At 51.1% G+C, this 22,957-nt stretch carries 20 protein-coding genes; 19 read left to right on the plus strand and 1 reads right to left on the minus strand.

The genetic code is table 11. From position 1 onward, the window contains the following. The first annotated feature begins 68 nt into the window (after window positions 1-68). The 19 genes from M3M38_RS05920 to M3M38_RS06010 all read left to right on the plus strand — a co-directional run bounded on the left by M3M38_RS05920 (window position 69) and on the right by M3M38_RS06010 (window position 20,521). Window positions 69-1,538 carry an amino acid permease gene (locus tag M3M38_RS05920; RefSeq protein ID WP_252813908.1) on the plus strand — a complete coding sequence of 490 codons (1,470 nt, stop codon included), beginning with the start codon at window positions 69-71 and terminating at the stop codon, window positions 1,536-1,538. Window positions 1,539-1,587: 49 nt separating this feature from the next. After that, window positions 1,588-2,226: a deoxynucleoside kinase gene (locus tag M3M38_RS05925; protein WP_252813909.1), complete on the plus strand. Its 639-nt coding sequence runs from the start codon at window positions 1,588-1,590 to the stop codon at window positions 2,224-2,226. A 272-nt stretch (window positions 2,227-2,498) separates the two neighbouring features. Beyond that, window positions 2,499-3,788 carry a serine--tRNA ligase gene (gene serS, locus M3M38_RS05930; RefSeq protein WP_252813910.1) on the plus strand — a complete coding sequence of 430 codons (1,290 nt, stop codon included), beginning with the start codon at window positions 2,499-2,501 and terminating at the stop codon, window positions 3,786-3,788. 188 nt (window positions 3,789-3,976) lie between these two features. Then, window positions 3,977-4,915, plus strand: a complete 939-nt coding sequence (locus M3M38_RS05935; protein WP_252813911.1) for a phosphate/phosphite/phosphonate ABC transporter substrate-binding protein — start codon at window positions 3,977-3,979, stop codon at window positions 4,913-4,915. A gap of 14 nt (window positions 4,916-4,929) precedes the next feature. Next, on the plus strand, window positions 4,930-5,691 hold the full coding sequence (gene phnC, locus M3M38_RS05940) for a phosphonate ABC transporter ATP-binding protein (RefSeq protein WP_252813912.1): 762 nt from the start codon (window positions 4,930-4,932) through the stop codon (window positions 5,689-5,691). After that, window positions 5,691-6,482, plus strand: coding sequence for a phosphonate ABC transporter, permease protein PhnE (gene phnE / locus M3M38_RS05945; RefSeq protein WP_252766848.1), 792 nt, complete (start codon window positions 5,691-5,693; stop codon window positions 6,480-6,482). The genes phnC and phnE (M3M38_RS05945) overlap by 1 nt, the downstream gene beginning before the upstream one ends. After that, complete coding sequence (gene phnE / locus M3M38_RS05950) at window positions 6,482-7,276, plus strand: phosphonate ABC transporter, permease protein PhnE (RefSeq protein WP_252813913.1); 795 nt, start codon at window positions 6,482-6,484, stop codon at window positions 7,274-7,276. The genes phnE (M3M38_RS05945) and phnE (M3M38_RS05950) overlap by 1 nt, the downstream gene beginning before the upstream one ends. A gap of 155 nt (window positions 7,277-7,431) precedes the next feature. Continuing rightward, window positions 7,432-7,920, plus strand: a complete 489-nt coding sequence (gene purE / locus M3M38_RS05955) for a 5-(carboxyamino)imidazole ribonucleotide mutase (protein WP_252813914.1) — start codon at window positions 7,432-7,434, stop codon at window positions 7,918-7,920. Then, window positions 7,913-9,046: a 5-(carboxyamino)imidazole ribonucleotide synthase gene (gene purK, locus M3M38_RS05960; RefSeq protein ID WP_252813915.1), complete on the plus strand. Its 1,134-nt coding sequence runs from the start codon at window positions 7,913-7,915 to the stop codon at window positions 9,044-9,046. The genes purE and purK overlap by 8 nt, the downstream gene beginning before the upstream one ends. Beyond that, window positions 9,033-9,764, plus strand: coding sequence for a phosphoribosylaminoimidazolesuccinocarboxamide synthase (locus M3M38_RS05965; protein WP_252813916.1), 732 nt, complete (start codon window positions 9,033-9,035; stop codon window positions 9,762-9,764). The genes purK and M3M38_RS05965 overlap by 14 nt, the downstream gene beginning before the upstream one ends. Further along, window positions 9,764-10,018: a phosphoribosylformylglycinamidine synthase subunit PurS gene (gene purS / locus M3M38_RS05970; protein ID WP_252813917.1), complete on the plus strand. Its 255-nt coding sequence runs from the start codon at window positions 9,764-9,766 to the stop codon at window positions 10,016-10,018. Before M3M38_RS05965 ends, purS begins: the two co-directional genes overlap by 1 nt. Next, a complete protein-coding gene (gene purQ, locus M3M38_RS05975; protein WP_252813918.1) occupies window positions 10,015-10,677 on the plus strand; it encodes a phosphoribosylformylglycinamidine synthase subunit PurQ in 663 nt (220 codons plus the stop codon). The genes purS and purQ overlap by 4 nt, the downstream gene beginning before the upstream one ends. Before the next feature lie 30 nt (window positions 10,678-10,707). Beyond that, window positions 10,708-12,939: a phosphoribosylformylglycinamidine synthase subunit PurL gene (purL, locus tag M3M38_RS05980; protein ID WP_252813919.1), complete on the plus strand. Its 2,232-nt coding sequence runs from the start codon at window positions 10,708-10,710 to the stop codon at window positions 12,937-12,939. Then, entirely contained in the window at window positions 12,921-14,405 is a 1,485-nt protein-coding gene (gene purF, locus M3M38_RS05985; RefSeq protein ID WP_252813920.1) for an amidophosphoribosyltransferase, read from the plus strand. The genes purL and purF overlap by 19 nt, the downstream gene beginning before the upstream one ends. Further along, window positions 14,402-15,460, plus strand: coding sequence for a phosphoribosylformylglycinamidine cyclo-ligase (purM, locus tag M3M38_RS05990; protein WP_252814878.1), 1,059 nt, complete (start codon window positions 14,402-14,404; stop codon window positions 15,458-15,460). Before purF ends, purM begins: the two co-directional genes overlap by 4 nt. Continuing rightward, window positions 15,448-16,053, plus strand: a complete 606-nt coding sequence (gene purN, locus M3M38_RS05995; RefSeq protein ID WP_252813921.1) for a phosphoribosylglycinamide formyltransferase — start codon at window positions 15,448-15,450, stop codon at window positions 16,051-16,053. The genes purM and purN overlap by 13 nt, the downstream gene beginning before the upstream one ends. Next, window positions 16,034-17,560: a bifunctional phosphoribosylaminoimidazolecarboxamide formyltransferase/IMP cyclohydrolase gene (purH, locus tag M3M38_RS06000; protein WP_252813922.1), complete on the plus strand. Its 1,527-nt coding sequence runs from the start codon at window positions 16,034-16,036 to the stop codon at window positions 17,558-17,560. Before purN ends, purH begins: the two co-directional genes overlap by 20 nt. 9 nt (window positions 17,561-17,569) lie before the next feature. Continuing rightward, window positions 17,570-18,814 carry a phosphoribosylamine--glycine ligase gene (gene purD / locus M3M38_RS06005; RefSeq protein WP_252813923.1) on the plus strand — a complete coding sequence of 415 codons (1,245 nt, stop codon included), beginning with the start codon at window positions 17,570-17,572 and terminating at the stop codon, window positions 18,812-18,814. Between the two features lie 45 nt (window positions 18,815-18,859). Further along, window positions 18,860-20,521 (plus strand): formate--tetrahydrofolate ligase, encoded by a 1,662-nt coding sequence (locus M3M38_RS06010; RefSeq protein WP_252813924.1) that lies wholly within the window; start codon window positions 18,860-18,862, stop codon window positions 20,519-20,521. A 46-nt stretch (window positions 20,522-20,567) separates the two neighbouring features. Here M3M38_RS06010 and M3M38_RS06015 read toward each other — a convergent pair whose 3' ends face one another. Continuing rightward, window positions 20,568-22,913 carry a Xaa-Pro dipeptidyl-peptidase gene (locus M3M38_RS06015; RefSeq protein ID WP_252813925.1) on the minus strand — a complete coding sequence of 782 codons (2,346 nt, stop codon included), beginning with the start codon at window positions 22,911-22,913 and terminating at the stop codon, window positions 20,568-20,570. Between the last annotated feature and the right edge of the window lie 44 nt (window positions 22,914-22,957).

Consider the following 22,957-nt stretch of genomic DNA (forward strand, 5'->3'; position numbering starts at 1 on the left):
TGGATTAGGAAGGGTCCCTTTTTAGTTGTTGACCAAGGGGATTAGACATATAAGAGGAGGAAAAAAGAATGGCAGAAGAAAAGGTAACTCAGCACGTGAAGCGGGGCTTAAAGTCCCGGCACGTGTCGATGATTGCCCTCGGTGGCTGTATCGGAACTGGTTTGTTTGTTGCCAGTGGAGGAGCCATCAGTAAGGCTGGTCCGGGAGGCGCCCTGGTTGCCTACATTTTAATGGGAATCATGGTGTACTTCTTGATGACTAGTTTGGGAGAAATGGCCACGAACTTGCCGGTTTCTGGGTCGTTTTCAACCTATGCGGCGAAGTACGTGGATCCCGCATTGGGGTTTGCGATGGGCTGGAACTACTGGTTTAACTGGGCGATTACCGTGGCGGTGGACGTTTCGACCGTTTCGTTGGTCATGGCGTTTTGGTTCCCACATTTTCCGGCCTGGATTTGGAGTGCGATTGCGTTAACGCTAATCTTTGTGATTAACGCGTTAGCCGTGTCGGCCTTTGGAGAAACCGAGTTTTGGATGTCGTTGATCAAGGTGATTACCATCATCATCTTCCTCATCGTGGGATTCTTAACCATCTTTGGGATTATGGGCGGGCACGCCACCGGCTTGAGTAACTTTACCTATAAAGATGCGCCGTTTGTGCACGGAATTCCGGGAATCATCAGCGTGTTCGTGGTCGCCGGGTTCTCGTTTCAGGGAACTGAACTGGTTGGGATTACGTCTGGAGAAGCTGATGATCCGCGCAAGAGTGTGCCCAAGGCCATTCACGAAGTTTTCTGGCGGATTATTCTCTTTTACTTCCTCGCGATCTTCGTGATTGCGGCGGTAATTCCGTACACGAGTCCAGATCTGCTAGGTTCATCTGCGAGTGACGTTTCGATCAGTCCCTTTACAATTGTGTTTGAACGGGCCGGATTGGCGGCAGCGGCCAGTGTCATGAATGCGGTTATTTTAACCTCCGTGATTTCATCGGCCAACTCTGGGATGTACGCTTCGACCCGGATGCTCTATTCCATGGCGGACGAGGGTTACGCCCCGAAAATGTTTGGTAAGGTTTCCAAGCGCGGGATTCCTTTCTTAGCCTTGTTGGCTACGACCGCTGTAGCGTTATTAACCTTCTTAACTAGTTTCATGGGTCCGCAGATTTACCTGTGGTTAGTCGCTGCTTCCGGATTAACTGGGTTCATTGCCTGGTTCGGGATTGCACTTTCCCACTATCGCTTCCGGCGGGCCTTTATTGCCCAGGGACACCATCTCGACGAACTGAAGTATCACGCGACCTGGTTCCCATTTGGACCGATTCTCTGTTTGATTTTGTGTATCGTGGTAATCTTTGGCCAAGACGTGGGTGCCTTCGTTCACGGTCAATGGTTCCAAATTGCGGTAACGTACATCAGCGTGCCGCTGGTTTTGGCGCTCTACATTGGTTACAAATTGGTTAAGCATACGCATTTGATTCCATTGGACCAGGTTGACGTTGCTCCGGCTGACTTAAGTCAGGAAAACAAAGACCAGGATTAATGCTACAATGGAAGGTGCTTTGTAAATCAGTGTCAATGGAGGATGCACCATGATTGTTTTATCGGGACCAATTGGAGCGGGGAAGACGACGTTAACCACGCTGTTAGCGGAGCATTTGAACGCGCCCGCTTTTTATGAATCAGTGGATGATAATGAGATTCTGCCGTTGTTTTATCAGGATCCGCAAAAGTACGCCTTTTTGTTGCAGATCTACTTTTTAAACAAACGACTGGATGCGATTAAGGAGGCCAACGCTAACCAGTACAGCGTGATGGACCGGTCCTTATTTGAAGACTCGTTGTTGTTTCATTTAAACGCGGATTTAGGTCGTTCCACCAAGACGGAAGTAGAAACGTACGACTCGTTACTGGCCAATATGTTGGATCCGGTGTCTCCCGATGATTATCAAAAGATTCCTGATCTTTTAATCTACTTGCACGTTTCCTTTGAAACGATGTTAGCCCGGATTAAAAAACGGGGTCGTAGTTACGAACAGATTGAGCACGATGCGAGTCTGTATGATTACTATCGAGAACTTAATCGGCGTTACGATCAGTGGTTTGCTCAGTATGACCTATCGCCCAAGCTAGAAATTGACGGTGATCAACTGGAGTTTGTGGATAATCCACAAGCCCGGGAGCAAATTTTTCGGCTGGTGGATCAAAAAATTGCCCAAATTTTGGGGTAAGTATTGTATAATAAAGAAAATGAAAACTGATAGCGTAGTTTTAGTAGAACCACAGAGAGATGACGGTGGGTGGAAGTCATCGTTCGAAATTTCCGCTACGTTTTAAGGGCAGTTAATCCTGCACGGTGATACCGTTACCATCAAATTGAGGGCTTGGCTATTGATTAGTCAGGAACTTGGGTGGTACCGCGAACAAAGACCTTCGTCCCAATTGTGGGACGGGGTCTTTTTTCATGCAGAAAAAGAGCGAAGCATACGAGGAGATTATTAATATGTTAGACATTAAGTTAATTCGGCAAAAACCAGATTGGATTAAGGAAAAGCTGGCCACCCGGGGTGTGAGTCCAGAAACGATTGATCAATTATTGGAATTAGACCAACAACGACGGGATTTAATTGTGCAAACCGAACAGTTAAAGGCCGAACGAAATGAGGTTTCGGACCAAATTTCGCAATTAAAACGCAACAAAGAGGATGCCGAAGCACCCATCAAACGGATGCGGGAAGTCGGCGCTGAAATCAAACAGTTAGACCAGGACTTAGAAAAGGTAGAAGCCGAACAACATGATGTAGCTGCCCACCTGCCTAACATTCCGAACGATCAAGTTCCAGTTAGCTTAACTGAGGATGGGGCTGTCGAATTACGTAAAGTTGGAAATCCTCGTCAATTTGACTTTACGCCCAAGGCTCATTGGGAAATCGGGGAAGAGCTCGATATTTTGGACTTTCAACGTAGTTCCAAGGTAGCGGGCAGCCGGTTTGTTTACTACCTCGGGGCCGGAGCCATGTTAGAACGGGCTGTGTATAACTTCTACCTGGATGAAAATGATAAAGCTGGCTACACAGAAGTTTTACCACCATACATGGTGAACTCGGATTCGATGTACGGAACCGGACAATTTCCGAAGTTCTTGGAAACCAAGGCCGGGTTTGAAATTGCGGGCAGTGATTTAACCATGATTCCGACGGCCGAAGTTCCCTTAGTAAACTTCTATCGTGATGAAGTGATTCCTGCAGATAAACTACCAGTGAAGTTTACGGCCTTAACTCCTGCCTTTCGTTCTGAAGCTGGAAGTGCCGGACGGGATACCAAGGGCTTAATCCGGTTGCACCAGTTTAACAAGGTCGAAATGGTGCAATTCACAAAGCCCGAAGATTCCTGGGATGCCCTGGAAAACATTACGCACCAAGCAGAAAGCTCATTACAAAAATTGGGCCTGCCGTACCATGTCATTACGTTAACTTCGAGTGACATGAGTTTTACGGCTGCCATGACCCACGATTTGGAAGTCTGGATGCCAGCCCAAAACTGTTATCGAGAAATTTCAAGTTGTTCGAACACCACTGATTTCCAGGCCCGGCGTGCTCACATTCAGTACCGAGATGAAAACGGAAAATTACAGTACGTCCACACTCTGAACGGTTCTGGGCTAGCCGTGGGTCGGACGGTTGCTGCCATTTTGGAAAATTACCAAAACGAAGACGGTTCGGTCACGATTCCGGACGCCTTGCAACCATACATGCACGGCATGAAGAAAATTACCAAACAACAACTCTTTTAAACAGGGGAGCGTCGAGAACGGCGCTCTTTTTGTTTACCGAAAATTCGGGATTATCGCTGCTTTGCTGCTATGAAAAAGTGATCAATGCTGTAACGTTCCGTAAAACACGAACGTTTTCAAATTTAATGTTGCTTTCATTAGTTAAATTATGCTAAAATGAGTTTATTATTAACTTGAGGAGGAGCGTAATGAAGGTCAACAGGTTACTAAAGTTCGGATTATTAGCGTTGGTCCTGCTAATGGTCGGAGGTGGTTTGAGTGGTTGTAGGAAACACTCGAACGCCGAAAATTACCAACCCAAGAAGCTCGTGGTGGAATTTAACCCATCTTCTAATGCCGGTAAGATGGAAGCCCGGGCGAAACCACTGGAAAAAATGCTAGAGCAACAACTCCACATTCCCGTCAAAGTGGTAGTTTCCACGAGTGGGAGTTCGATGGTGGAAGCCTTGGGTTCTAAAACGGCCGACGTGGCCTTTTTAGCCCCGACTGCTTATGCCTTAGGGCACGCTAACTACGGGGTTAAGGCCATTTTGCAGGCGACCCGGTATAAATACGGTCCTGATTCAACAGAAGCCGTGACTAACATCCCCACGAACACGTATTTAGGTGAGATCGTGGTTCGGAAGAACGGAAAGGTCAAAAACCTCAACGATTTGAATGGAAAGAAGATCGCGATTCAAGATACGACTTCGACCGCGGGTTACATTTTCCCAGCGGTGGAGCTAGAAGAACACGGGATTAACATTCACAAAAACGGGATTAAGACCTTCACGGTGAAGGGAGCCGACCAAGGGGTCTTATCCGTTTACAACGGTAACGCTGACGCCGCCTTCGTTTTCCAAGGGGCGCGTAAGATTGCCGCCAAGGATGATCCCAACGTGATGAAGGATACTTCGGTTTTGTACAAAACCAAGCCCATTCCGAACGATACGATTTCTGTACGTCGGGATATGAGTCCGAAGTGGGATAAGAAAATTGCCAATGCCTTTCAAACAATTGCTAAATCGAAAAAGGGACACAAGATTATTTACGAAATCTATAGTCACCAAGGCTACGTTCCGGTTAAGGATAGCGACTTTAACATTGTGCGGACGTACCTACGCAAAGTTGGACGACTAGATGAATAAGGGGAGATAGACTAGTGGCTGCAAAAACGGTATTAGAACTCAAACACGTGAATAAGGTATACCCGAATGGGGTCAAGGGATTAGACGACATTAACTTTACGGTCCACGAGGGTGAATTCGTGGCCGTGGTCGGACTGTCAGGGGCCGGGAAGAGTACGTTATTTAACTCGATTAACCGGATGATTGATGTGACTGACGGTCAGGTATTAGTTGACGGAACGGACATTACGAAGGTCAACGGCAAGGAACTACGCCGGATGCGTCGAAAAATCGGTATGATCTTCCAAAGCTTTAACCTGGTTGACCGCACCACGGTGCAAAAGAACGTACTGGCCGGCCGAACCGGTTACTACCCAACCTGGAAAACCTTACTGGGGATTTACTCTAAGGAAGACAAACAACAAGCAGTGGCCCAACTGGAAAAAGTAAACATGGTCAAGAAACTGTACCGGCGGGCCGACCAACTGTCTGGCGGACAAAAGCAACGGGTAGCAATTGCGCGGACCTTGATGCAAAATCCCACGCTAGTGCTGGCCGATGAACCGGTGGCTTCTTTGGACCCGAAAACCAGTAAGGGTGTGATGGACGACCTTTACAACCTCAAGAAACACGAACACATTACCGTATTAGTGAACCTGCACTCGATGGAACTGGCGTTGAAGTACGCGGATCGGATTATCGGGCTCCGGGATGGAAAACTGGTTTACAACAAGCCAATTGCCGAATCGAACGAAGCTGACCTGCGGGATGTTTACGAACACGGGAGGGATAACTAATGAAACCGGAAGTACCGCAACAATCGTTTGTCAGCCGCTTTCACGTGGTGGGGATTGCGATTACATTGGTAATCCTCATTTTGATGTATTACTCCGCCATCATTACCGGCGTGGACGTGAACGCTTTCTTTGAAAATGCCGACCAATTTGGGGTCGTGCTGGGGCAAATGAAGCACCCAGACTGGCCATACTTAACTAAAATCACAGGAACGTTAGCCCAGACCCTCCAAATGGCAATCTTGGGGACGACGATTGGGACGATTTTTGCCCTGCCGTTTTCCTTCTTAGCTGCCCGCAACATCGTAAAAAATCCGGTGGGTCGGTGGCTGATTCGTTTGATCTTATCCTTGATTCGGACGTTACCAACCTTGCTGTTGGCTGCTTTATTCGTAGCCGTGTTTGGGATTGGACCAATGACCGGGGTGATTACCCTGGCATTCTTCTCCTTTGGGATGATTGCCAAGTTATTTTACGACATCATCGAAACGATTGACATGGGACCGGTGCGGGCCTTACGGGCCACCGGGGCCACCATGCTGCAAACGATTCGGGTGGCGATTATTCCCCAGATTGCTGGGCAGTTCATGAGTGATTTCATGTACACCTTGGAAATTAACGTGCGGTCCTCAACCGTATTAGGTTACTTAGGGGCCGGGGGAATTGGTTTGTACTTACAACAAACCCTCGATCAATTCGATTACCCGCGGACAGCCGTGATTATTCTGGCAATTTTTGCCGTTGTTCTAGTCATCGACGCAATTAGTAATTACGTAAGGAAGCGACTTCAATAATGAATAAAATAAAAACAACCGCATTCGAACGCTTGAAGTGGCTCATCGTAGCCGCCCTGATTATCATCATTTACATCTGGTCCATTAACGGGATTCCCTTTACCGGAATTCAAAAATCAGCTAGCAGCGTTAGCACGGCCATCTTCAAGGGGATTATCCATCCGGAGTGGTCCTACGTCTATAACGGAAGCGGGGAAGATCTGGTTTCACAACTGGTGATTACCTTGGCGATTGCCTTTTTGGGAACCATCATCTCGGCCTTTCTGAGTGTGCCGTTGGCCTTCTTGGCAGCACAAACTACCAAGAACTTCTTTCACCCGCGGTCTACGATTGGGAAGGTGATTTTAACCGCCATCCGGGCTTTCCCAGAAGTGGTCTTAGCCATTCTCTTCATTAAAATGGTGGGACCCGGGTCCTTTGCCGGGGTGCTGGCTATCGGGGTGCACTCGGTTGGGATGCTGGGGAAGCTCTTCTCCGAAGCCATCGAAGAAATGGACCGGAGTGCTGAAACAGCCATCATTGCTGCCGGAGGGACGAAAATCCAAACCTTTCGGATTGCTACCCTGCCGACCATTTTGCCGGCGTTAATGTCTTACACTTTGTATCGGTTTGAGATTTCCGTTCGGTCGGCTTCCATCCTAGGACTGGTAGGAGCCGGAGGAATCGGGACGCCAATGATGTTTGCATTGCAAACCCGGGACTGGTCCAAAACGGGGATCATTCTCTTGGGAATCGTGGTCATGGTCATTGTGATCGATACCTGTTCTTCGGCAATTAGAAAACGATTAGGTTAAGCAAAAAGTCATCCGCTCAGCGGATGACTTTTTTGTTTTCCCAAAATATTTTTGAAGCTAACGCAAAAATAGTTCAGTTATTACTGGAAATAACAACGACAATGTGGTTTAATTGACCTATAATTCCGTTATAAACGAACTATATGGAGGCGCACATGGAAAAGGTATGGATTATCATGGGTTCGAAATCAGACTGGGCAACGATGAAAAACGCGGCAGCGGTTTTAACTGAGCTGCAGGTTCCGTACGCCGTCCATATTATTTCAGCACACCGGACGCCCGCTCGCTTAGCAACCATGGCTGAACAGGCAGAAGCAAACAATGTGCAGGTTGTAATTGCCGGAGCCGGTGGGGCCGCCCATTTACCGGGAATGTTTGCCGCTAACACGGTCATCCCCGTGATTGGGGTGCCGGTTGAAAGTCACAGCCTGCACGGCATGGATTCGCTGCTGAGCATTGCGCAGATGCCAGCTGGAGTTTCCGTGGCGACGATGGCCATTGGGGTGCCAGGAGCAAAAAACGCCGGTCATTTGGTTGCCCAAATCTTAGGCTTACAGGATCCGGAGCAGCAACAACGAGTGCGTGATTACCGGCGTAAAGCCGCTGAACGAGTAGTGGAAAGTGAGGCGGAACTCGATGACTAAGTCCGTAACTTTACCACCAGCCACCTTAGGAATCATCGGGGGTGGTCAACTGGGTCGCATGATGGCGGAAGCGGCCAAGCCCCTCGGCTACCGGGTGGTAGTGGTTGATCCGCAACCGGATGCCCCGGCAGGTCAAGTGGCTGACCAACAACTGGTGGCTGCTTACGATGACCGCGCGGCCTTAGCTCAACTCGCCCAACAATGTGACGTGCTGACCTACGAATTTGAAAACGTTGATGCCGAAACGTTAGCAGAAGTTAGCACGCCGGCCCAATTACCTCAGGGCGTTGAGATTTTAAACATCACGTCTGATCGACTCCTAGAAAAGCAGTTCATTGAATGGCAGGGGATTCCGGTGACCGACTTTCAGGCGGTAGATCACCTGGACGATTTAGCCGCGGCGGTGGCTAAACTAGGAACGCCCGCCATTTTAAAGACCCGTCACGGTGGCTACGACGGTCACGGACAGTGGAACGTGCCCAATCCGGCAGCGGTGGAACAGTTACTGCAAACGGTTGATCCTAAGGTGGGGCCTTTCTTGCTAGAAAAGCAGCTGATGTTTAGCGAAGAAGTTAGCATGATGGTCACCAGAGCCGCTGATGGTCAGATTACCACCTGGCCGTTAGCCCACAACGTTCATCAGGATCACATTCTGAAGGTGACTCAGGTTAACGCGGATGATGACCCGCGATTGACGGAGGCGGCGGAAGCAGCGGCTGCAAAGATTGCTGCTGGCTTACAACTCCGCGGGGTTTTAGGGGTGGAAATGTTCGTGGTTGATCACCAGATTGTGGTGAACGAACTGGCCCCTCGTCCCCACAACTCCGGTCACTACACAATTGAAGGGTGTAATATTTCCCAATTTGAAGGCCACGTGCGCAGCATCATGGGACTGCCAATTGAAAAACCCCGGTTAATTGAACCAGAAGCCACCATGATTAACTTGTTAGGCGATCAATTAACCCAGGCGCAACAATCGTTACCGGATTATCCGGAGTGGCACTTTCACGATTACCAAAAGGATCAGATTAAACCACACCGCAAGATGGCGCACATCACCGTCTTGGGACACGCTAACCAGCAGCGTTTATTAGAATGGGAGCAGACTCATCATGAAAATAACTAAACCAGGTCAAAAAATTGCCGAAGGAAAAACCAAGGTTGTCTATGCCACGGAGGACCCAAACCTCGTGTGGCTGCACAGTAAGGACCAGGTGACCGCGTTAAACGGGAAAAAGCATGACGACTTTGCTAACAAGGGCGCCCTGGCTAATCAGATTAGTACCTTATTATTTCAATATTTAAACGACCAGGGATTTCAGATTCATTTTGTGGAACAAATTAATGCTACGGACGACGTGGTCCAAAAACTAACCATGTTACCGGTCGAAGTGGTGGTCCGTAACCGGGCCGCCGGTCACTTTGTGATTCGGTTTGGCGCCGAAAACTTACAACCGCTGAATCCACCGGTCCAGGAGTTTTATTACAAGTCCGATCAACAAGACGATCCGATGATTAATCCGTCGCAACTAGAGGCGCTGCAGATTGCGACGCCGGAAGAAAGCCAAGCAATGGAAGCTCAAGCACGGGCATTAACCAAAGCGCTGACGAACCTGTTTGCACAGAGTGGCATGCAGCTCGTGGACATTAAGTATGAGTTTGGCCGTAACCAACAGGGCGAGTTAATCCTCGGAGATGAATTATCTCCAGATAACATGCGCATCATTGACCAAGCAACCGGGCAATCCCTCGATAAGGATGTGTACCGGCACGACAACGGTGACTTACAGCATGGGTACCAAACGGTGTTAGACCGGCTGACGGCCCAGTTAGGAGAAGCATAATGTATCTAGGTAAAGTATATGTATCGTACAAACCATCTGTTTTAGATCCGCAGGGGACCGTGATTCAGAACAAACTAGGGCAACTCGGTTTTGCAGACGTGGATTCTGTGAAACAGGGAAAGTACTTTGAAATCAAGCTAAAGGCGGACACGAAACAGGCCGCTGCCACGCAACTAGAAGAATTAACGCAGGCGTTACTAATTAACCCAAACACCGAAACCTATCGGTATGACTTAGAGGAGGTCTCAGCATGAAAGCGGCCGTAGTGCAATTTCCGGGTTCAAACTGTGATGTTGACCTGGTCAAAGCCCTCAAGCAGTTTGATGTCGCTGTTGACGTGGTCTCACACCAACAAACCGATGTTTTCGATTATGACGCGCTGTTCTTACCCGGGGGATTTTCCTTTGGCGACTACCTCCGTTCGGGAGCAATCGCTCGTTTCTCACCCATCATGACGACCGTGAAACAGGCCGCGGCTGCCGGGAAAACGGTGGTTGGCATCTGCAACGGCTTTCAGATTTTGACCGAAGCCGGTTTGTTACCCGGCCAACTGATGCAAAATGAAACGCCGGGCTTTATCTGTGATCAAGTCGGCATCGAGATTGAAAATCCAGCAACCCGGTTCACCAAGGCTTACGATCGAACGGAAATTACGTTGCCAGTGGCCCACGGAGAGGGTCGTTACTATGCTGACGAAGCGACCGTCGCACAATTAAACGCTCAGCATCAGGTAGTCTTGCGCTACCAAACCAACGTGAACGGCTCAAGTGATCGCATCGCCGGCATCATGAACGAAGCGGGCAACGTCTTTGGACTGATGCCGCATCCTGAACGAGCGGTGGAAAGTTTACTCGGCAATGCCGACGGACAGGGTTTCTTTCGGAGCTTATTAGTTCCAGTCAACGTCCACTAACAGTCAAAGTGATTTCAAAAGGAGAGTAGCATGTCACAGGTGCCAACGGAAATGCAGGCGGAACCGACCCCCGCAGAAATTAAGCAGAGTCGGGTTTACCAACAGTGGGGCTTAACCCAGGCTGAATATGAACAAATTTGTCAACATTTAGACCGGTTACCGAACTACACGGAAACCGGTTTATTTGCCGCCATGTGGTCGGAACACTGTTCTTATAAGAAATCAAAACCAGTTTTAAAACGGTTTTGGTCGCAAAATGACCGGGTCATTCAGGGACCCGGTGAAGGAGCGGGCGTGATCGACATTGGCGATGGTCAAGCGGTGGTCTTTAAGGCCGAATCGCACAACCATCCCTCCGCAGTTGAGCCGTATGAAGGGGCCGCAACGGGAGTCGGTGGGATTCTTCGGGATATTTTCTCGATGGGAGCCCAACCGATTGCCGTGCTAGATAGCCTTCGGTTTGGCGAAGTTAACGACAATTACACCAAGCACCTGGTTGACCAGGTCATTGCCGGCATCGCTGGCTACGGCAACGCGATTGGGATACCGACGGTCGGCGGAGAAATTGCCTTTGATGATGTTTACAAGGGCAATCCCTTGGTGAACGTTATGGCGGTTGGCACCCTCGACCAAGCCGATCTTCACGTTGGCAAGGCGCGCGGAACTGGAAACAAAATTTTGTACGTCGGCGCTGCCACCGGTCGGGATGGAATTCACGGGGCCACGTTTGCTTCCAGTGACTTTGAAAGTGAAACCGAACAGGACCGTTCGGCCGTCCAGGTTGGAGATCCCTTCTTAGAAAAACTGGTAATGGACGCCACGATTCAAGCCGTTCGGCAATTTGGTAGCGACGTGGTCGGAATCCAAGACATGGGGGCCGCTGGTTTGGTCTCTTCGTCAGCAGAAATGGCTGGTAAGGCCGGCAACGGAGTTCACTTAAACCTGGATCGGGTGCCCCAACGAGAAACCAACATGACGCCGTACGAACTGATGCTATCTGAATCCCAGGAACGGATGCTACTGGTGGTAAAACCGGAGGCCTTAGAACGGGTTGCTAAGCTCTTTACTGACGCCGGGCTGTCCGCCGTTGAAATTGGAACGGTGACGGACGATGGCCGCTACCAACTCCAGTTTCATGGGCAAACCGTGACGGACGTTGAGGTTAACTACCTGGTGACCCCGCCGAAACAACACCAAGCAGAACGGGTACCCCACCGGTTAGAAACGGAGGACCGGACGCAGTACCAACCTCAGATTGAGGATTCCAGTGCCACGTTAATGCAGTTGTTGGGGCAAAGTACGATTGCTTCTAAAGCGGGTCTCTTTCGCCACTTCGACAGCATGGTGCGAACCGATACGGTAATTAGACCCGGTGGTGACGCCGCTTTGGTCCGGGTCACTGGGACCAACAAGGGACTCGCATTAACCACGGACATTAGCGGTCGGTACACGTATCTTGATCCAGAAATCGGCGGGGCGCGCGCCGTGGTCGAGGCTTCCCAAAACATCACGGTAACCGGAGCAACGCCGATTGGGATTACGGATTGTTTAAACTTTGGCGACCCCGATGATCCAGAGGTTTACTACGAACTGGACCATGCGAGCCGGGGCATTAATTCCCTGGCCCAGCGGCTGAACACCCCGATTATTTCCGGAAACGTTTCCCTTTACAACGAAATGGACGGGCAACCGATTTACCCAACTCCGATGGTGGGAATGGTTGGTTTGCTACAAGATGTGCATCAGGCCACCACGAGCTTTGTAAAGCAGGCCGGAGACCTAGTCTATCTGATTGGCACTCCGGGACCAGACTTTAACGGTTCTGAACTGCAAAAACTGCAAACGGGAACAATTCACGGGCGGTTACGGCCGGCGGACGCGGACCAGGCCGCTGATTTACAGGCATTGGTTCGGGACCAAATTTTAGCTGGAAACATCAATGCGGCGCACGACGTTGCTGAAGGAGGCCTAGCGGTTACCTTAGCAGAAATGACGTTTACGACGCCGTTCAGTCTGGATGTTCAAGTTAACTGTCCGGTAGCATGGACGTTTGCCGAAACGCCATCCGTATTTGCCGTAACGGTGCCGGTTGCTCGCCAGGCCGAATTTGAACAAGAAGCTCGGAACCGGGCGCAGTACCTGGGCCGGGTAACGGATAATGCAGCATTTCGCCTGCAGGCCACGGATCAAACCATTCGCTTAGACAAAGCAGCAATGCAACAGCACGATCAGGAGGCCTTAACATGGCAATTGAACCACTAACATCAGATCGATCTTTAAACGAAGAGTGTGGGATTTTTGGCGTATGGAACGTTGAAAATGCCGCGCAACTAACCTTTTACGGGTTACACGCCTTACAACACCGGGGGCAAGAAGGCGCTGGGATTGTCAGTAACGACCACGGACACCTGTGGCAGGAACGGGGCCTCGGATTACTGAGCACCGTTTTTGCCGACCCCGAGAAGTTACAACGACTCCACGGGACGGCCGCTTTAGGGCACGTCCGCTACGCCACGGCCGGCGCTAGTGGCGTGGAAAACATTCAACCATTGATGGTAAACTTCAGCGACATGCAACTGGCGCTGGCTCACAACGGCAATTTAACCAACGCGAAGACGTTGCGGAAACAATTAGAAGCTGAGGGAGCAATTTTTCAATCTTCTTCTGATACAGAGATTCTGCTCCATTTGATTCGCCGCTCCCCAAAAGCAACTTTCGTGGAACAACTCAAGGACGCGTTAAACCAAGTTCGGGGTGGCTTTGCCTTTCTCTTGATGACTCCCGATGCGATCTATGCTGCCCTGGATCCACATGGCTACCGACCGTTTGTGATTGGCCAGCTACCCAACGGTTCTTACGTGGCCACTAGTGAAACGGCCGCTTTGAACGCCGTGTCGGCGAAATTTATTCGCGACGTGCAGCCAGGCGAACTGATCACGCTCAACGACGAGGGCTTGAAGATTGACCACTACACCAACGACACGACTTTAAACATTGATGCAATGGAATACATCTACTTTGCCCGGCCTGACTCAGATATCTACGGCGTGAATGTTCACGAGGCCCGGCAACGGATGGGCGAACGCTTAGCTCAAGAAGCACCTGCTGAAGCAGACATCGTGATTGCGGTGCCGAACTCTTCACTGTCGGCAGCGATGGGGTATGCCAAGGCCTCTGGGTTACCCTACGAAATGGGCTTGGTGAAGAACCAGTACATTGCTCGAACTTTCATCGAACCGACCCAGAGTCGCCGGGAACGGGCCGTGCGGATGAAGCTAAGTCCGATTAAAGCGGTCTTACAGGGTAAACGAGTGGTACTGGTGGACGACTCAATTGTGCGGGGGACGACCTCTAAGTACATCATCCAAATCCTAAGAGAGGCGGGGGCCAAGGAGGTCCACGTTCGGATTGGTTCTCCCGCCTTTAAATACCCCACCTTCTATGGGATTGACATGCAGACCAGTAGGGAACTGTTGGCGGCCAACCGTAGTTTAGCAGAAATGCGAGAACTGATTGGGGCTGACTCGCTGGCCTTTCTTTCGGTTGCTGGGCTCAAACAGGCGATTAACGTGCCAAACACTGGCAAGGGTTCGGGGTTAACCACGGCGTACTTTGACGGTCATTATCCGTCACCGATCTACGATTACGAACCAGAACTAGCTGGCCAGATTGCAGCGGGAACGGTGACCTTTGATCCGGAAGTCAAGCCAGCGAAAGGAGATCAATAATGGAAGATGCTGCTTATCAACGCGCCGGAGTGGACATTGCAGCGGGCAATGCCGCCGTCCAACGGATGAAGGCGGACGTCGAAGCAACTTACACGCCCAACGTATTGAGTGGACTTGGCAATTTTGGAGCGGTATTGGCAGTCCCAAGCGGCTACGAACAGCCGGTCTTAGTTAGTGGAACCGACGGCGTGGGCACCAAGCTCTTGTTAGCGATTGCCGCCAATCAGCACGACACCATTGGTCAAGACCTGGTGGCAATGGTAATGAATGATATTGTAGCTGAGGGAGCCGCCCCGCTCTTTTTAGAGGACTACCTAGCCGTGGATAAGATGCGTCCAGAGGTCGTGAGTGAAATCGTGAAGGGTGTGGCGCAGGCTACCAAAACGGTTGGAGCCGCGCTAATTGGCGGTGAATCCGCCGAACTACCTGGTCTGTATGCTGAGCATCATTACGACTTAGCGGCCTTTGGGGTTGGAATTGTCGAACGCGACCAGCTCTTAAACGGAGTTCGCGATGCTCAAGCAGGAGACCAACTGATTGGTTTGTCCTCAACTGGGATTCATTCCAATGGCTACTCGTTAGTTCGGGCGGTGTTAGGGATTAAGCGCCCGGAGGACTTTCATCAGTTAGCTCCCGAATTGCAACAAACGTTACTAACGCCGACCAAGTTGTACTATCCGGTGGTAAAACCCTTGTTAGACCAACACCAAGTGGTCAGCATGGCTCACATTACGGGCGGTGGGATGATTGAGAACCTCCCGCGGAGCTTTGCTGCTGACCAGTTGCAGGCGCAAATTGCCTGGGGAAGTTGGGAGATTCTGCCGATTTTTCATCAGTTGCAACAAGCGGGTGATCTGACGACGGCAGAAATGCTGACGACGTTTAACCTGGGAATCGGGATGATTATGGTGGTCCATCCCGATCAGGTCGAAACCGCACTTGACACCTTGCGGGCCACGGGAGAACAGCCGGTGGTGCTCGGGGAATTAGTTGAGAAGCAAAATGCGAGTGCTCCGAGCGTCACGTTTACAGGAGGACAACCATGGAACAAATAACGAGGCTAGCAATCATGGCCTCTGGAAACGGGACGAATTTAAGTGCCATCGTGGACTGGTTCCAACGGGTTTCGGTGGCGGCTCAAATCGTGCGGGTGATTGTGGATCAACCACAAGCCCCCGTGATTCAACGGGCCGAACACGCTGGTTTGCCGGTCACGGTCGTGGATTATCACGACTATCCGAAGAAAGCGGATGCGGAGGCCGTGATTTTACGCCAACTTGCTGCGGATCACGTTGACGCGGTGGTGCTCGCCGGCTTCATGCGGATTCTATCACCACAGTTTGTGGCCCGGTATCCGCGCCACATCGTGAACTTGCATCCGGCGCTGTTACCCAGTTTTCCAGGTCGTCACGGGATTGAAGATGCCTATCAGTACGGCGTAAAGATTACCGGCGTCACCGTGCACTTCGTCAACGATGGTGTGGATAGTGGTGAAATCATTGCCCAGTCACCAGTGGCCGTGTACGCAGACGATACCGTGGCGAGTCTGGCCACCCGGATTCACGAAACGGAACACCAATTGTATCCCAAGACGTTAATCGAGTTAATCAACCAAGGAGAATTAAACCATGAAACGAGCCTTAATTAGTGTGTCTGATAAAACAAACGTAGTGACCTTTGCCCAAAGGCTAGTTGCCGCTGATTATGAAGTGGTATCGACTGGAGGAACTTACAAGACGTTGGCCGCGGCGGGGGTTCCCGTTACACCAATTGAAAAAGTGACTAATTTTCCCGAAATGTTGGACGGCCGGGTGAAAACCTTACATCCCAACGTCCACGCTGGTTTATTGGCCAAGCGGGATAACGAAGCGCACATGCAACAACTAGCAGATCATCAGATCACGCCGATTGACGTGGTGGCGGTGAACCTCTATCCCTTCAAACAAACGATTACGCAACCGGACGTTAGCGAAGCGGATGCAATTGAGCAAATTGACATTGGTGGACCCAGCATGTTGCGGTCAGGAGCGAAAAACTTTGCTTCGGTTCTGACGGTGGTGGATCCGGATGATTACGGACGGGTCTTAGACGCCATCCAAACTGACCACAACACCATTGAACTGCGTAAAGAACTGGCTGCCAAGGTCTTTCGCCACACCGCTGCGTACGATGCCGTGATTGCTCAGTACCTAAGCAAACCGGACTTTACCGAAAAAATCACTAACAGTTACGACCTGTTTGAACCGCTCCGGTACGGGGAAAACTCCCAACAAGCGGCCGCTGCTTACAAAGATGCCGTTCCGGAAGCTTATTCCGTCTTAAATGCCGACATCATGCACGGCAAGCAATTATCCTACAACAACATCCGGGATGCGGATGCAGCGCTACGGATGATTGCCGAATTTAAGGAACCCACGGTGGTAACCGTCAAGCACATGAACCCCGCTGGAATTGGGAAAGCGGATACGATTGAAGCAGCTTGGGATAAAGCTTTTGAAGGCGATAGCATCTCTATCTTTGGGGGAATTGTGGCCTTGAACCGCAAGGTGGACTTTGCGACGGCACACAAGATGCACCAGATTTTCTTGGAAATCATCATTGCTCCCGATTATGACGACGATGCCTACGCGGAATTAGCCCAAAAGAAGAACCTACGGATTTTGAAACTGCCGTTCACGAACCAGATTCCCCAACGGATTGAAACCACTTCTGTGTTAGGCGGAGCGGTCATGCAGGAACGGGACTTAGACGTGGAAACGGTGGCTGATTTAGAGGTGGTTTCAAAGCACCAACCAACTCCCGAACAATTAAAGGCTATGGTCTTTGCCCAAACGGTCGTGAAGTACGCAAAGTCTAACGCCATCGTGGTCGCTACGGCGGATCAAACCCTGGGGATTGGGGCCGGACAACCGAACCGGATTGATTCGGTTAAGATTGCGATTAAACACGCGCAGACTAAATCCAACTACGATCAAGCGGTTTTGGCTTCCGATGCCTTCTTCCCGATGGACGACTCGGTCAGTTTTGCAGCTGAACACGGGATTACAGCCGTGGTGGAACCCGGCGGTTCGATTAAGGACCAGGATTCGATTGATAAGGCCAACGAACTCGGGGTTGCCCTCGTCTTCACCGGTAAACGGCACTTTAAGCACTAGGAGGATCAGATGGCAAACGTACTAGTAGTTGGTGGTGGCGCCCGCGAACACGCCATTGCGCAAACCTTTTTACGTAGTCCGCAAGTGGAGCAGGTCTTGCTTGCACCCGGCAACGAGTTAATGGAACAGACGACCAACTTGACTTGTTTACCGATTGCGTTGACTGATTTTATTGGATTAAAGGCCGCTGTTTCCGAGCACCACGTGGACTTGACCTTTGTCGGTAGTGAAGAACCGCTGGTTGCCGGAATTGTTGATGCCTTTCAAGCGGATGGACTCCCGATTTTTGGGCCCACCCAAGCGGCAGCTCAACTAGAGGGCTCCAAGGATTTTATGAAACAACTTCTCCACAATTATCAGATTCCTACGGCGCAGTCTGAGACCGTAACCAACCTGGAACAAGCCCAAGCAGTGGTTGCTGATTTCGGCTTTCCGGTGGTAGTCAAAACCGATGGCTTGGCCGCTGGTAAGGGAGTAACGATTCACCAGACGAAAACCGAGGCCGTGCAGTGGTTGACGGAGTTTTACCAGCATCATCCTGCTGCTAAGTTGGTGCTTGAGGAATACCTAACCGGATTTGAATATTCCTTTTTCACGTTCGTGGGCTCACAGCAAATCATTCACGCACCGGTCGCTCACGATTACAAACGACGTAATGCGGGTGATCAGGGTCCCAATACCGGAGGAATGGGCGCTTACAGTCCGGTTTCTAAGGTAACGCCGACAATTGTTCAGCAAACGATTACTGAACTAGTTCAACCCACGTTAGACGCGTTAGCGGCAGAAGGCCGACTCTTTACCGGAGTTCTGTATACCGGAGCAATGTTGACTAAGGATGGTCCCAAGGTGATTGAGTTTAACGTCCGGCTTGGTGATCCAGAGACCCAGGTGATCTTACCTCAACTGCAGAGCGATTTTTATCAATTTGTGCAGGATTTGCTAGCCGGTCGTCCCGTTCAACCGAAGTGGCAAACGGGACAAACCTATTTAGGTGTGGTGCTGACCAATCCGGATTATCCCCAGGCTAATCAGACCTGGTACCAGCTGCCCCAGTTACCGACGGACGTCACCATTGACTACGCTAACGGAGTGGTCCGGGACGGAAAATTGATGAGTAACGGTGGTCGAATCGTGACGGTTGTAACGCACGCGGCGGATTTGCAGCAGGTCCACCAGCAGCTGTATCAAAAATTGAATGCGTTGCAAACAGAGTTGACTTTTCGACCGGATATCGGTCAGAATGTAACCAAGTAAAATTAGGAAGAGCGACTGAGTCCTGGTCGTAGAGGAGAATGCCCCATGAAAAGTGATATTGAAATTGCTCAGGCAGCGGAACCATGGCCAATTGAAAAGGTGGCAGCGGCGGCTGTCTTTCAACCAGAGGAAGTGTTACCGTACGGCCGGGAAAAGGCCAAGATTGAACGAAAAGAACCGGTGGACCGTGATCAATTTGGTAAGCTTGTGCTAGTCACTTCGATTAATCCAACGCCGGCTGGCGAAGGAAAGTCGACGGTGGCGGTTGGATTAGCGGATGCGATGCAACAAGCGGGGCAGCAAACTATGTTAGCGCTCCGGGAACCGTCCTTAGGCCCTGTGATGGGAATGAAGGGTGGTGCTACCGGGGGTGGTTACTCCCAAGTCATCCCGATGGACGACATTAACCTGCACTTTACGGGCGATTTTCACGCCCTAACCGTGGCCCAGAATACGTTGGTGTCCTTGATTGATAACAGCATCTATCAGGGCAATCCGTTAAACCTAGATCCGCGGCAAATCATTGTAAAACGGGTCTTAGACGTTAACGACCGGGATTTACGCCACATCGTGATTGGACTGGGTGGTCGGACCAGTGGAGTACCACGGGAAGGGAGCTTTGAAATCACGGCCGCTTCCGAAATGATGGCGATTTTAACCCTGTCGACTGACCTAGCGGATTTGAAACGACGAATTAACCGGATCGTGGTGGGCTACACTTACGATCGCCAACCAGTCACGGTAGCCGAACTGGGAGTCGGGGGCGCCTTAGCGACCCTATTAAAGGACGCCATCTTACCGAACCTCGTGCAAACGATTGCGCACACCCCGGCCTTGATCCACGGGGGACCCTTTGCCAACATCGCACAGGGAACCAACTCGATTCAGGCCACGCAGTTAGCGCTGCAACAAGCTGACTATACCGTTACGGAAGCCGGCTTCGGTGCCGACCTCGGAGGGGAAAAATTCCTGGACGTTAAGACGCCGTTACTGGGCAAGCATCCGGATGCGATCGTGGTGGTAGCCACGGTCCGGGCGCTCAAAATGCACGGTGGGCTGGCGAAGGATCAGCTCGATCACGAAGACCTAGATGCTCTGCACAAGGGGCTCGCTAACCTCGGCCGGCACCTCCACAGCATGAAACGTTATGGGATTCCCGTGGTGGTAGCTGTGAACCGGTTTACCAACGATACGGAGGCCGAACTCCAGATGGCTGTGGATTATTCCAATGAACACGACGTTCCTGCTTACCCAGCCGATGTCTGGGGTCAAGGTGGAAATGGAGCACGAGAATTAGCAGCAGGGGTCATTGCTGCTGCGGATCAACCTGCGAACTTCACACCGCTTTACGAACCCACGGACGACGTGGAAACCAAGTTGAACCGGATTGTCACCCAAATTTATGGGGGCCAAGGAGTTGAATTGGAACCCAAGGCGCAGAAGCAACTACGTCAGTTAGTCGACCAGGGCTGGGATCACTTGCCGGTGATTGTGGCGAAGACTCAGTACTCGCTAACGGACGATGCCAAACGCTTGGGAGCACCGACCGATTTTAAGATTCACATTCGGGAGTTTGTGCCAAAACTAGGGGCGGGCTTCATCGTGGCGATGGCCGGGAGCATCCTGACGATGCCCGGTTTGCCGAAACATCCGGCGGCCGAAAAGATTGAAATTACGGACGACGGAACGATTAGTGGTCTGTACTAGAAACGAAAAAAGAACGTTGCTTTTTTGAAAAAGTAACGTTCTTTTTTTACTGTTCGGGTAGTTGCAGCCGTACGCTTGCGGGCTGTAACTGGTAATTAATTGCTTGTCGGTTCCGGTTGGTCATCATAAAGTCGGTGGCATAGAGAACCACGGCGAGGCGCCGGTCTTTCGGTAAATGGTAGTAAACCGGTTGAAAATCTAAATGCAGTTGAGAGAATTTTCCGGGAGCAATCGGTTCCGTCACGGCCGGACTGGTCCGATTTTGCAGGTTGAGATGGACCCGGGAAATAATTTTGTGGTCGCTCGGAAACTTTTCCAGTTGGAACTCGCGGATGTCATCTCGATACCATTGGTACCCTAAGGGCAGGCCACGAGGAGCTGAAACGGTTGGGGCGGGTTGTAAACGGCGGGCTTCCCCCACGTCCAAGAGGACTGCGCTCAACATTCCCACTGGTTGATCACTGCTGACGGCGACGTCGATGGTGACGGTTCCGTTGATGGTGAGCTCGTAATCAAGGTTTAACAGAGCCACCGTTCGTTGCGGATCCAACTCCTGGTCATCCAAACTAAGCAGTTTTTGTTCCCACTGCTCGGGGTGGGTGCTAAAGGTGTGGAATTGGTCTGCAGAGTAGGATTGCGTCCAGTGCTGGCGATTAAACTGTAACACGTGTTCCGTGGGAGCCTTTGTGAGCCAGTTGGGTTGAGCGTGCCAGGTTTCGGGAGTGACGTTGTCTTGCACAATTACTGCGGGCACCGCCACGTCCACCCCGTTTTCCACGCCGGCCAGCTTGTTGCTGAGCCACAGGTTCACGAGGTCGGAGTAGTCAAAGGACGGAAAGGCGTTTAGGTACATGTGTTGGCCCTGGTGCAAGATCAATTTTTTGCTAATTGGAAGCGCTTGAATGTCTTGCCAAAAGTGCCCGGCGTTCTTGAGCTTCACGTTCCAGTCGTTTAAACCGTGAACTAATAGCACGTCGGCTTGCACCTGTTGGTCGTGGTTGCGGTAGTTGCGGTCGTCCCAGAACTGGTTGTAGTTACCGGTCTGACGCTCTTGACCCGTCTGCAGGGACTGGAGTTGCTGGGTAAAAGCTGCCTTGGTTCGGAACTCATCTCCAGCTCGAAGACTACGCGAGAAGGTTTCGCCGGCCAGCACATCGGCATCCTCTCCTTGAAAACCACCGGGGGCCACGACCAATCCGTTTTCGCGGTAGTAATCGTACCAGGACGAAATGGCGGCCTCGGGAATGATGGTTTTTAGACCAGGAACTCCGGTAGTTGCAGCAGCAATTGCTAACGTGCCTAGGTAAGAACGGCCGGTCATTCCGACGGAGCCGTTACACCAGTCGGCTTTGATGGTGATGCCGTCGGTCCGGTTGGTGAAGGCGCGGCGGTCGCCGTGGAGCCACTCAATTACCGCGATGGTGCTGGCTGTTTGGTACTGATCACCACAAGTTTGCAGTCCATCCGAATCAATCGTCCCAATCCCAGCCGCATAAACGCTGGCAAAGCCTCGAGGTAACAAGAAATCGTTGAGGGTGTAGCCCGGATGGGGTTCGTGAGTTAAGGTGGCGTCGTCAGCCTGACCGTTGACATCATGGGCTTGTCCTGACGCTAAGGGAGCGGTTGGTTGGGGTTGAAACTGACTAGCTGGTTTAGGTTGCAAGTCCACGTTCACGTCGTGGGTGAGTTGTTCACCCAACTTTTCGTTAATACCCTGGTCGTATGGAGAAGCCGTGTAGACCGCTGGAACCGGCGTTAAGGCGTCGGGACGGGTGATTTCGACTTTCAGCAGGTCGTTTTGGCCGTCGCCATCGGAATCAAAATCAGTTTCCACAAACACGGTTTCGTAGTGAAATTCCCGGACGTTAAAAACTGCTTGGGCCTTGCCGTTGAAGTACAGCGGGTGTTGGTGGTCAAAATGAGCTTGAGTAAAGTAGCCCTGGGCCGCCAACTGATCGAGATAGGTTAAAACCTGGGGAGTGTGAGTGGTGAGCAGCTGATACCAGGCGCGCTCTAAGGAATCGGCATCCGTAACTTCAGGTAAGGGTGCAAGGCCTAACTTTTGCCAGCTGGCCTGGGGCGTTTCTGCTTTAAAATCGGGACCGACCTGAAAACCCAGTAACTGGAGGCCGATGAGAGTGAAAATCTCAGTCGTCAGGGGTTGGTCATCGGTGAAGAATTGAGCCAGGGTAGTGGTTGGAGTGACCAGGTACTGGTTGAAATGATCTAATAAGGAGATCCGACTGTTGTTGTGCCAGTGTATCTTTTGTAAGTAAGCCCAGAGCATCTCCTTGAGTGGTGCCGGGGCAACAGCAAAGCCGACGTCGGCCAGTTCTTGCTGGATCTGGGCAAGTGGAACGTTCGTAAGTTGGGCAAATTGGTTGATTTTCATGGCTGATTCTCCTTTGGCACCGGCTGAAGCCTAAAACAGATTTA

This window comes from Fructilactobacillus cliffordii (genome assembly GCF_024029355.1).
In the GTDB taxonomy this organism is placed as follows: Bacteria; Bacillota; Bacilli; order Lactobacillales; family Lactobacillaceae; genus Fructilactobacillus; species Fructilactobacillus cliffordii.

Bases quoted from the DNA above. Each gene is read 5' to 3' on its own strand.
- M3M38_RS05935 (WP_252813911.1), top strand. From the start codon at position 3,977: ATGAAGGTCAACAGGTTACTAAAGTTCGGATTATTAGCGTTGGTCCTG.
- M3M38_RS06015 (WP_252813925.1), bottom strand. From the start codon at position 22,913: ATGAAAATCAACCAATTTGCCCAACTTACGAACGTTCCACTTGCCCAG.
- M3M38_RS06010 (WP_252813924.1), top strand. From the start codon at position 18,860: ATGAAAAGTGATATTGAAATTGCTCAGGCAGCGGAACCATGGCCAATT.
- M3M38_RS05925 (WP_252813909.1), top strand. From the start codon at position 1,588: ATGATTGTTTTATCGGGACCAATTGGAGCGGGGAAGACGACGTTAACC.
- phnE (WP_252813913.1), top strand. From the start codon at position 6,482: ATGAATAAAATAAAAACAACCGCATTCGAACGCTTGAAGTGGCTCATC.
- purL (WP_252813919.1), top strand. From the start codon at position 10,708: ATGTCACAGGTGCCAACGGAAATGCAGGCGGAACCGACCCCCGCAGAA.
- serS (WP_252813910.1), top strand. From the start codon at position 2,499: ATGTTAGACATTAAGTTAATTCGGCAAAAACCAGATTGGATTAAGGAA.
- purS (WP_252813917.1), top strand. From the start codon at position 9,764: ATGTATCTAGGTAAAGTATATGTATCGTACAAACCATCTGTTTTAGAT.
- M3M38_RS05920 (WP_252813908.1), top strand. From the start codon at position 69: ATGGCAGAAGAAAAGGTAACTCAGCACGTGAAGCGGGGCTTAAAGTCC.
- purF (WP_252813920.1), top strand. From the start codon at position 12,921: ATGGCAATTGAACCACTAACATCAGATCGATCTTTAAACGAAGAGTGT.
- M3M38_RS05965 (WP_252813916.1), top strand. From the start codon at position 9,033: ATGAAAATAACTAAACCAGGTCAAAAAATTGCCGAAGGAAAAACCAAG.
- purD (WP_252813923.1), top strand. From the start codon at position 17,570: ATGGCAAACGTACTAGTAGTTGGTGGTGGCGCCCGCGAACACGCCATT.
- phnE (WP_252766848.1), top strand. From the start codon at position 5,691: ATGAAACCGGAAGTACCGCAACAATCGTTTGTCAGCCGCTTTCACGTG.
- purN (WP_252813921.1), top strand. From the start codon at position 15,448: ATGGAACAAATAACGAGGCTAGCAATCATGGCCTCTGGAAACGGGACG.
- purK (WP_252813915.1), top strand. From the start codon at position 7,913: ATGACTAAGTCCGTAACTTTACCACCAGCCACCTTAGGAATCATCGGG.
- purE (WP_252813914.1), top strand. From the start codon at position 7,432: ATGGAAAAGGTATGGATTATCATGGGTTCGAAATCAGACTGGGCAACG.
- purH (WP_252813922.1), top strand. From the start codon at position 16,034: ATGAAACGAGCCTTAATTAGTGTGTCTGATAAAACAAACGTAGTGACC.
- purQ (WP_252813918.1), top strand. From the start codon at position 10,015: ATGAAAGCGGCCGTAGTGCAATTTCCGGGTTCAAACTGTGATGTTGAC.